The organism is Calditerricola yamamurae (genome assembly GCF_054654135.1).
Window position 1 is genome coordinate 272,921 of the sequence record NZ_BAAIFH010000004.1, and the last position, 9,580, is coordinate 282,500.

At 59.9% G+C, this 9,580-nt stretch carries 6 protein-coding genes and 2 rRNA genes (1 of these 8 only partly in view); 2 read left to right on the plus strand and 6 right to left on the minus strand.

The window, feature by feature from the left end:
• Positions 1–312: 312 nt before the first annotated feature.
• The 4 genes from ACYQ0Z_RS02695 to ACYQ0Z_RS02710 all read right to left on the minus strand — a co-directional run bounded on the left by ACYQ0Z_RS02695 (position 313) and on the right by ACYQ0Z_RS02710 (position 4,772).
• On the minus strand, positions 313–888 hold the full coding sequence (locus tag ACYQ0Z_RS02695; protein ID WP_459864189.1) for a DUF5317 domain-containing protein: 576 nt from the start codon (positions 886–888) through the stop codon (positions 313–315).
• Between the two features lie 136 nt (positions 889–1,024).
• The gene (locus ACYQ0Z_RS02700; RefSeq protein ID WP_459864191.1) at positions 1,025–2,287 is read right to left on the minus strand and encodes an ATP-binding protein; all 1,263 of its coding nucleotides are present in this window, start codon (positions 2,285–2,287) and stop codon (positions 1,025–1,027) included.
• A 102-nt stretch (positions 2,288–2,389) separates the two neighbouring features.
• Positions 2,390–3,817, minus strand: a complete 1,428-nt coding sequence (gene rlmD, locus ACYQ0Z_RS02705; RefSeq protein WP_459864193.1) for a 23S rRNA (uracil(1939)-C(5))-methyltransferase RlmD — start codon at positions 3,815–3,817, stop codon at positions 2,390–2,392.
• 37 nt (positions 3,818–3,854) lie between these two features.
• Positions 3,855–4,772 carry a proline dehydrogenase family protein gene (locus ACYQ0Z_RS02710; protein WP_459864195.1) on the minus strand — a complete coding sequence of 306 codons (918 nt, stop codon included), beginning with the start codon at positions 4,770–4,772 and terminating at the stop codon, positions 3,855–3,857.
• Between the two features lie 227 nt (positions 4,773–4,999).
• On the opposite strand from ACYQ0Z_RS02710, the gene ACYQ0Z_RS02715 reads away from it, so the two are divergent.
• Positions 5,000–6,826, plus strand: coding sequence for a sigma-54 interaction domain-containing protein (locus ACYQ0Z_RS02715; RefSeq protein WP_459864197.1), 1,827 nt, complete (start codon positions 5,000–5,002; stop codon positions 6,824–6,826).
• A 42-nt stretch (positions 6,827–6,868) separates the two neighbouring features.
• Positions 6,869–7,696: an ATP-grasp domain-containing protein gene (locus ACYQ0Z_RS02720; protein WP_459864199.1), complete on the plus strand. Its 828-nt coding sequence runs from the start codon at positions 6,869–6,871 to the stop codon at positions 7,694–7,696.
• Between the two features lie 111 nt (positions 7,697–7,807).
• Here the strand turns inward: ACYQ0Z_RS02720 and rrf are convergent.
• Positions 7,808–7,924, minus strand: a 5S ribosomal RNA gene (rrf, locus tag ACYQ0Z_RS02725).
• Between the two features lie 94 nt (positions 7,925–8,018).
• Positions 8,019–9,580: ribosomal RNA gene (locus ACYQ0Z_RS02730) — 23S ribosomal RNA — on the minus strand (it continues 1,403 nt past the right edge of the window).

The following is a 9,580-nucleotide window of genomic DNA, read 5'->3' on the forward strand; positions in this document are numbered from 1 at the left end:
GTCCAGCGCATATGAATAACAAAATAATGTAATGAAACAACAATAATAGCAACCAGATAAACATAAACAATCTTTTTCATTCAACCACCGACCTAAAAAAAGACTGGGGATGGCGTATACAACACAAAAATATGAACTACTCAACGTTAAAATTTAAAACCCGACGACAGTACCAATACCGCGCTCACCAGCGCCACAATGTTGAACATCAGGTACAAGGTTTTTTTGCGCATTTTCATTATCCCTCCTTCGACAGTACCATACAATTCCCTTCTTCTCTCTCTAAAATTGATGATGTTTCTTTAAGTAGCATCACATCGCCATCCCCAAGTTTTTCTCGCCGGAAGGGCGCTTTTTTACGAGAAGCGCCTGGATCGCCATAAACGCGCCAATATTGATCAACACGTCACCAATGCTCACAACCTGTTGCCGCGGGTACGGGGGCAGCAGGGGAATGATGTCGCCCAAGAAATTCAGGTGGGTCTCCTCGGTCATCAAGATGTGCTTGCCGTAGGGTCCCTGGGGCAGCGGATCGATATATGTCGGGCTGATCAGGCTAGCCGCTTCGGCAGATACCGGCATGTAACCACCATTGGCCACCATTACCACAAAATTTAGCAACCCGCCGAGCAGCATCACGTGCACGCCATGGATGTGCCGATTTTGGAAGAGAACAGAAAACATCACCACATAGGCAAGGAGAAACCACACGTGGCTCATGCGAAAGACCGACGGAAGGTGATCCCGAAAGAGATAGAGCGCAAACTGCCCCACACACAGGACAATAAACACCCACGCCCAGCGGATGCGCACGTCGGCAAGACGTGAGAGTTTCCCCCCGCGCAATAGCGCCACGACAAGCCCTAACAAAACGCCATCAACCATCATTGGAAAACCGTCCCCCTGCGGAAAAATTCTCCACGCCCCGTCTAAATCTTACGACACAATCCAAAATAAGACAAGCCCCTCGGCACCATATAACGTTGCCCGCAACGCGGGGGGCCGCACGGGGCAAAAGCGACGATCAGTCAGGCGACTGACCGACCGCAGGAAACCGAATCGAAAAGCATGTTCCCTTTCCCTTTTCGCTTCGCACATCAATACGCCCGTTCATCGACTGGACAATGCGGTAGGAAACGGTCAGTCCCAGACCGGTTCCGTTCTTTTTGGTTGAGAAAAACGGGGTGCCGATGCGTTTCAGCTCCTCTTCGGTCATCCCGTGACCGGTATCCTGGATGTCAATGAGAATCCATTGCTTCTCGCGCCGGGCGTGAACATTCAACGTACCGCCCCGCGGCATGGCCTCCACGGCATTTTTCATCAGGTTCATCAAGACCTGATTCAGCTTTTCGCCGTCGCCGTAGACATAAAGCTCCGGCTCTGCTCTTACGGACATTTCCACGTTGTGCAAGCACGCATAGGGGGTGATCACATTGGCCACATACTGCACATTGGCGCCAACGTCCAAAACCGATTCCTGCGAAGGTTTCGGTTTGCAAAATGCGAGGTAATTGCCAATGATGGATTCGGCCCGATCGAGCTCGTCCACAATGAACGACAGATAGGTCTGGCTGCGCTCATCGCGCGTTTGTTGCTTCAACAGTTGCAAGAAACCGCGCGCGACGGTGAGCGGATTGCGGATTTCGTGGGCGATGGACGCCGCCATCTCCGCCATCACGTTGAGCTTCTCGATGCGCTCGATTTCCATTTTCATTTTTAGGGACAACCGCAAGTTTTCAATCAAATGAACAAGGAGTCCCGTAATCGTTACGTGAACCACAACATATACGGCCACATGAGGGACCGCATCCACCGGCATGGCTCCCAACCACATAACATGCCATCCTTCGGCAAGGACAACGTACAGCATGTCGATCGCGACCACTGCCCCGATTCGCTGACGGTGCATATAGGTTTCCCACCGTTTCCGCAACAACAGGGCAACGAGGAAAACCACACCGAACGGAACTGCCGAGTCCGCCCACGGTTCACCGCTCACCACGGTGCGAGTAAAAATGTACCCCACCGCAATTAGCAAAGCGGTCCAGTGGTCCCCGTACAACAGGCACGCGATCGCCGGAATCGCGCTGAAATCATGATGAACACCGTGCGCCTGAAAAATCGGAAAAGTTGTGCAGAGGATGAGGCTTCCAAACGCCAGCACCGTGACGAGTAAGTGGTTCGGGGCATTAAATTTCCCGTATTTTTCGGCCCAAACCGTCTGATAAACAAAAAGCGCAAACAAGATAATCAAAATATTTAACAACAAATTCCGTACGTCCGCCAACGTTCTCACCTACGTCCATTTTAGCGCACACGCGGGAGTTGTGGAGGGTGCAATTTATTTCATCTTTACATGTCCATCCCCGACAAGAAGTCCCCACGCGCATCACCGTGGGGACACCGGAACAAGCAAGGTTACCGTCTCTACATGGCTGGTGTGCGGAAACATGTCCACCGGCTGAATCCATTGAAGGCGAAACCCGCCATCGAGGAGGATTTTGCAGTTCTTGGCCAGCGTGGCCGGGTTGCACGAAACGTACACCAATCGGGTCGGACGAAGGGTCAGAAGCGTCGACAACAGCGCAACGTCCAGACCCGTTCGAGGAGGGTCGACCACCACAACATCCGGCACAAAACCTTCCTGCACCCATTGCGGCAACAGGTCTTCGGCCCTGCCGACCGCAAACCGAACATTGGACAGCCCATTGACTTCCGCATTGCGGCGCGCGTCATCGATCGCTTCGGGGATCACGTCCATGCCCCGCACCTCCCGCGCATGGGGGGCCAACCACAGCGCAATCGTCCCCACGCCGCAATAGGCGTCCACCACGCGCTCCGTCCCCGTCAGGGCCGCCGCCTCGCGCACCACATTGTAGAGCTTGACCGTCTGCTCGGGATTGAGCTGAAAAAAGGCGCGCGGCGAAAGTGAAAACCGTACGGAACCGAGCCGCTCCTCGATGTGCGTTTTTCCCCAGAGGCACCGGGTCACCTCGCCGAAGATGAGCGGTGTTTTACCGGGGTTGATGTTTTGCATGATGCTGGTCACATAGGGCAGGCGGCCGCGCAACCGTTCCACGAGCGCGCCGGCACGCGGCAGGCGATCGGTGCGGGTGACGAAGGTGAGTTGTCCTTCCCCCGTCGCCATCCCCACACGGGCGACAAGGGTGCGCACCACACCGGTTCGGGTTCGCTCGTCGTACGGCGGAATGCCCAGTTCCTCCAGGGTTTGGCGCGCGACGCGGATCATTTCGTTGACGCGAGGATGGGTTACCGGGCAGTCCTCCAGCGGGACCAGTCGATGCGAACCGGGCTCATAGAGCCCCACTTCCAGCCGCCCGCTTCGCCAAACGGCCTGGAGCTGCGCCTTGTTCCGGTACGCCCAGGGGTAGTCCATACCGATACAGTCACGGATCGGCGGATCGGTAAGCCCGGTGTAGCGGGCGAAGGCTTCGCGCACGATCTCTTTTTTGGCGGCAAGTTGGCCCGCGTACGAGAGGTGTTGAACCTGACAACCGCCGCACCGGTCGTAGACGGCACAGGACGGCATCACCCGATCGGGAGAGGGAGCATGTACGCTGATGAGTTGGGCGCGAGCAAAAGAGGGGTGGATCTCCGTCACCCGCGCCCGTACAGTTTCGCCCGGCAAGGCTCCGTCGACAAACACCACTTGGCGCTTCACGTGGCCGACCCCTTCGCCGTTGATGCCCAAACGGCGAATCGGCACCGTCACCACTTGTCCTCGTTTCAGGCAGATGCGCGTGGGCGGACTGTTTCTTTCCTTCGTCTCGCCTTGACCTTGCCGTCCCCGGGGCATTCCCGTTTCACGCTCCTTTTCCGACCCCACCTCTTCGTTACCGGAACATGCCCTTCAGCACAAAGGCGACGTTGGCCGGCCGTTCGGCGAGGCGGCGCATGAAGTATCCGTACCAGTCCTTCCCGAAGGGCACATAAATGCGCACCTTGTACCCCTCGGCGGCCAACTGGCGCTGCAAATTCGTGCGGATCCCATACAAGAGCTGAAACTCAAAGCGCGAGCGCGGAATGGCGTGCTCCCGCTCCAACGCTTTCGTGTACTGGATGATGGCCTCGTCGTGGGTAGCCACCGCCGTGTAGTGACCACCAAGCAGGTGCAGCTTAATCAGCTTCTTGAAGTTCTCGTCAACATCCTTCTTGTCTGGATACGCCACCTCGGGCGGCTCCTTGTAGGCTCCCTTGACCAGGCGCAAATTGGCGTCGTAGTGCTCGCCCAGGTCCCGCACGTCTTGCTCGCTTCGGTACAGATAGGCCTGGATGACGATTCCCACGTTGTCGTAGGTCTGACGCAGTTCCTTGTAGATGTCGATGGCCGGCTGGCAATGCGCGAAGTCTTCCATGTCAATGCGTACGAAGTTGCCGTACCGTCTGGCGGTGTCGAGGATGCGCCGCATGTTGTCCTCGCACAACTGCCGGTCAATGTCGAGGCCGAGTTGGGTCAGCTTGACGGACAGATTGGCGTCGACACCGGAGCGATGAATGGCCTCCAGCGTCTCAACGCACACCTGGGCTGCTTCTTTTGCCTCCGCGGCGTCGTGGACAAACTCTCCCAAGTGGTCCAGGGTGGCCACCAGGCCGTTTTGGTTGAGTTCCCGCACCGCCTCGATGGCCTCCTCTATCGTTTCACCGGCGACAAAGCGGCGCGCGCCAAAGCGCAGCCCCCACCGCTTCGCCGCTCGGTTCAACGTCCGGTTCTTGGACAGGAACAAAAACAGGTTGCGCAGTAGGGTTTCCATCGTCCCACGCTCCTTTCGCCAACGTTCGACATCTCCTTACGTACAAGGAGCAAATCGCATGCCAATATCCCGTTGGCGGCAACTGCCCGTGCCGCGCGCAACGGCGCCATCGCCCCTTCCCCCTCCATGAAACCGGATTCGGGGCGGATTTTCAACAGTGTTGTTCAACGTGTTTTCACCCTCTTGTATAATGGAGACACAATTGTTCAACGGGAAGGGGGACGGTGTTGAGCGCGCTGCGGCTCTTCGCGCAACCCGTTGGCAACCTGGCCGAACCCATCCGCCTCATGCTCCCGGCGGATGCCCCGGTGAGCCGATTGCGCTCCGAGTGGGCGGAACGCCAGCCGGTTTCGGCCGTTCTGGTTGACCACGGCACGCCTATCGCCGTGTTTCCGGCCGAGTGGACGTTGCTCTTACAGTATCTCCCGCCCACTTTACCGGTACGCGCGGTTAGCCTTCCCGCGTGCCGCGTTGCGGAAACCCTGTCGCTCGAGGCCGTCGTGCACGAGCACGCTTCCGGATCGTCGGCCGCCTATGTCACCGTTGATGACACGGGAAACCCCACCGGAATCCTCACCCCTGACCGGTTGCTCCGCGCCTTGCGCGACGGGGCACTGGCGCTTTCCGCTCTGGTCCACGCGATGGCGGAAACCACGTCTGACGCCGTCACGGTGGTGGACGCCGCGGGTCGAGTCGTACTGTGGAACCGCGCGGCCGAGACCATCTACCGCATCCCCAAGCGGGACATCATCGGCCAGCCAATCGCGTCCTTCTTTCCGGCCGGGGCAATCAAGGTACTCGAACAGCTGGAGCAGCGCGTTCCGGTACGGCGGCTGTACCACGTGCCACGCCCCGACCGGCATGTCATGATCGACGCGGCGCCCATCGAACGCGACAGCGAGCTTCTGGGGGCCGTGGCCTTCGAGGAAGACATTTCCGACCTGGTACGGCTGCGCAACGAACTGTCGGCGGCCCAGTCCCACCTGCGCTCGCTGCGGGAAGCCATCACCCCTGTGCGGAGCGACGATCCTTTTTCGGCCATTCGCGGCCGTTCGCCGCTCCTCAAACAGGTGGTGGTCATGGCGCGGAAAGTGGCGGCTACCGATGCCACGGTGCTCATCACTGGGGAAAGCGGGGTCGGCAAAGAGCTCTTCGCCCAGGCCCTGCACCGCGCCAGTCGGCGGGCAAAGGGGCCCTTTGTGGCGCTTAACTGCGCCGCCATCCCGGTGACGCTGTTTGAAAGCGAACTGTTCGGGTATCAGGCCGGTGCGTTCACGGGCGCCGAACGAAGCGGCAAACCCGGCAAGCTGGAGCTGGCCCGCGGCGGGACGCTCTTCCTCGATGAGATTGGGGATCTCCCTCTTGAGTTGCAGGCCAAACTCCTGCGCGTGCTCCAGGAACGGCAATTCTACCGCATCGGCGGCACCAAACCCCTGCCCCTCGAGGCACGCATCATCGCCGCCACCAACCGTCGACTCGACGAAGAGGTGGCCGCCGGCCGGTTTCGGGCCGACCTGTACTACCGCCTCAATGTCGTCACGTTGGAAATCCCGCCGCTGCGGGAGCGTCCGGAGGACATTCCCGAACTGGTGCAAGCTTTTCTGTTCGAGTGCGCGTCGCGTTACGACAAACCGGTGCCGGTCCTCACCCCGGAAGCGCTGGCCGCGCTGGTGCGCTACCCGTGGCCCGGCAACGTTCGGCAATTGCGCAACGCGGTGGAGCGGGCCATCATCTTGATGGACGGAAACACGCTCGATGTCCATCACTTTCCCGATGTGGTCAATCACGCGACAGCTCGGAACGAAGAGGGGAACCCGATCGCCCCCCTTTCCGCCCCGCCACCACACGACGCCAGCGCCACTCAACCGCCGGCCAGCGAGGAGGCGGCGCGCATCGTGGCCGCCCTGCGCACCACCTACGGCAACAAAAGCGCCGCGGCACGCCTGCTCGGCATTTCCCGCGGCACGCTTTACAATCGCCTCAAGGCGCTCGGTCTCTCGGAAGCGGATTGGAAGGGCGGGCTCCCACACGAATCCTCGCGCACAAAACCGTAACCGAAGAGCGCGGGAGAGCGCTGCAAATCGGAGGGACGGACGATGGTTCGCAACTGGATTACCTTCAACGCGCTCCGCACGTTGCGCATCCCGGGGATCCGGTACATCAAGCCGGAGCATTTCTTTCGACATCGCGAGGCGATCAGTGCGGCTTCCTGGCTCTTGTTTCCCGAGCACTGGCAGGTCAACGTGCTCGTGTACGCATGGAAAAAGCGCATTTTTCCCAGCGCGTCTACGCTGCACCTGGGCCACAGCAAAGTGGAGATGACGCGCGCCTTTTGGGCGGTGTGCCCGGAGCACGTTCCCTACACGGAGATCTTAGCCAACACGGAAACGAACGTGCGGGCCGTGCTGGACACCTTCACGTTTCCCTTTATCGCCAAGGAAGTCCGCAGCGCCCGCGGGTGCGGCGTGTACGTCATTACCGACGAAGCGGCGTTCCAGGCCTACGCAGCCCGATCCGAGGTGCTGTACGTTCAGGAACTCCTGCCCATCGACCGGGACATCCGCGTCGTCGTGGTGGGGAACGACGTCCTTGCGGCATACTGGCGAATCGGACGACCGGGCATCCACGTGAACAACGTGGCCCAAGGCGGCACAATCTCCTTCGAGCCGGTCCCGCGCTCGGTGATCGACCTTGTGGTGCACGTCGCCCGTACGCTGGGCATCGACCACGCCGGTTTCGACGTTGCCCTCGTCGACGGTCACCCTTACCTGCTGGAGTTTAATGCTCTGTTCGGCAACGAAGCGCTCAATCGCCTGGGCATTCGGGTGGAGGAAGCGATTGTGCGCTACCTTGAAGCCCACGAGACCCCGTTTACCCCCCACACCCCTCTGCACCCGTCGCCATCGGTGCCGCGTGCCTCGTAAGGGAATGGATGGACGAGCGCATACACGTTCCCAAAGCAGAAAAACAACCGCGGCGTTGCGGCTCCCGAAAAACGCGAAAGCGGGAGACGGGTGTACCGTCTCCCGCATTGTGCCTGGCAACGACCTACTCTCCCAGGGGCTCGCGCCCCAAGTACCATCGGCGCTGGAGGGCTTAACTTCCGTGTTCGGGATGGGAACGGGTGTGTCCCCTCCGCTATCGTCACCAGACACGGGATGGATTGTAGCACAAGGTTGGTAGGAAACGCAAGGGGTTTGGGGTGCGGTTGCACCCTGAAAACCGGACCGCGGGGGTGGTGGGGAGTGGGTTAAGCCCTCGACCGATTCGGACCCGTCGGCTGAACGCGTTACCGCGCTTACACCTCGGGCCGATCGACCTCGTCATCTCCGAGGGGTCTTACCCGGTTAACCCGGTGGGAAATCTGATCTTGAGGGGGGCTTCGCGCTTAGATGCTTTCAGCGCTTATCCCGGCCGCACATGGCTACCCAGCGGTGCCCCTGGCGGGACAACTGGTACACCAGCGGTGCGTCCACCCCGGTCCTCTCGTACTAGGGGCAGCTCCTCTCAGATTTCCTGCGCCCGCGACAGATAGGGACCGAACTGTCTCACGACGTTCTGAACCCAGCTCACGTGCCGCTTTAATGGGCGAACAGCCCAACCCTTGGGACCGACTTCAGCCCCAGGATGCGACGAGCCGACATCGAGGTGCCAAACCTCCCCGTCGATGTGGACTCTTGGGGGAGATCAGCCTGTTATCCCCGGGGTAGCTTTTATCCGTTGAGCGATGGCCCTTCCACGCGGGACCACCGGATCACTAAGCCCGACTTTCGTCCCTGCTCGACCTGTCGGTCTTGCAGTCAGGCTCCCTTCTGCCTTTGCACTCGACGCGCGATTTCCGACCGCGCTGAGGGAACCTTTGGGCGCCTCCGTTACCGTTTAGGAGGCGACCGCCCCAGTCAAACTGCCCGCCTGACACTGTTCCCCGACCGGGTGACGGTCGCGGGTTAGAATTTCGGTACGGCCAGGGTGGTATCCCACCGGCGCCTCCGCCAGGCCTGGCGGCCTGGGTTCGCAGGCTCCCACCTATCCTGTACAGGCCGCACCAAAATTCAATATCAGGCTGCAGTAAAGCTCCACGGGGTCTTGCCGTCTAGTCGCGGGTAACCTGCATCTTCACAGGTACTACGATTTCACCGGATCCCTCGCCGAGACAGTGCCCAAGTCGTTACGCCTTTCGTGCGGGTCGGAACTTACCCGACAAGGAATTTCGCTACCTTAGGACCGTTATAGTTACGGCCGCCGTTTACTGGGGCTTCGGTTCAGGGCTTCGCGCCGAAAGGCGCTCACCCTTCCCCTTAACCTTCCAGCACCGGGCAGGCGTCAGCCCCTATACATCGCCTTACGGCTTCGCAGAGACCTGTGTTTGTGATAAACAGTCGCTTGGGCCTTTTCACTGCGGCCTCCTCGGGCTCATCACCCTACCGAGGCGCCCCTTCTCCCGAAGTTACGGGGCCATTTTGCCGAGTTCCTTAGCGAGGGTTCTTCCGCGCGCCTGAGGATTCTCTCCCTGCCTACCTGTGTCGGTTTGCGGTACGGGCACCTCGCTCCATCGCTAGAGGCTTTTCTTGGCAGTGTGGGATCAGGGACTTCGGGTACTGGATTTCCCCTCGCCGTCACGGCTCAGCCTTGGTGGCAGACGGATTTGCCTATCTGCCGGCCTAACCGCTTGGACGCGCACTTCCGGTCGCGCGCTCCCCTACCCTCCTGCGTCCCCCCATCGCTCAAGCGGAGCGGAGGTGGTACGGGAATATCAACCCGTTGTCCATCGCCTACGCCTTTCGGCCTCGGCTTAGGTCCCGACTAAC

What these genes read in the sequence shown, in the direction of transcription:
- ACYQ0Z_RS02695 (WP_459864189.1), bottom strand. Translation starts at nt 888, where the DNA reads ATGATGGTTGATGGCGTTTTGTTAGGGCTTGTCGTGGCGCTATTGCGC.
- rlmD (WP_459864193.1), bottom strand. Translation starts at nt 3,817, where the DNA reads ATGCCCCGGGGACGGCAAGGTCAAGGCGAGACGAAGGAAAGAAACAGT.
- ACYQ0Z_RS02720 (WP_459864199.1), top strand. Translation starts at nt 6,869, where the DNA reads ATGGTTCGCAACTGGATTACCTTCAACGCGCTCCGCACGTTGCGCATC.
- ACYQ0Z_RS02710 (WP_459864195.1), bottom strand. Translation starts at nt 4,772, where the DNA reads ATGGAAACCCTACTGCGCAACCTGTTTTTGTTCCTGTCCAAGAACCGG.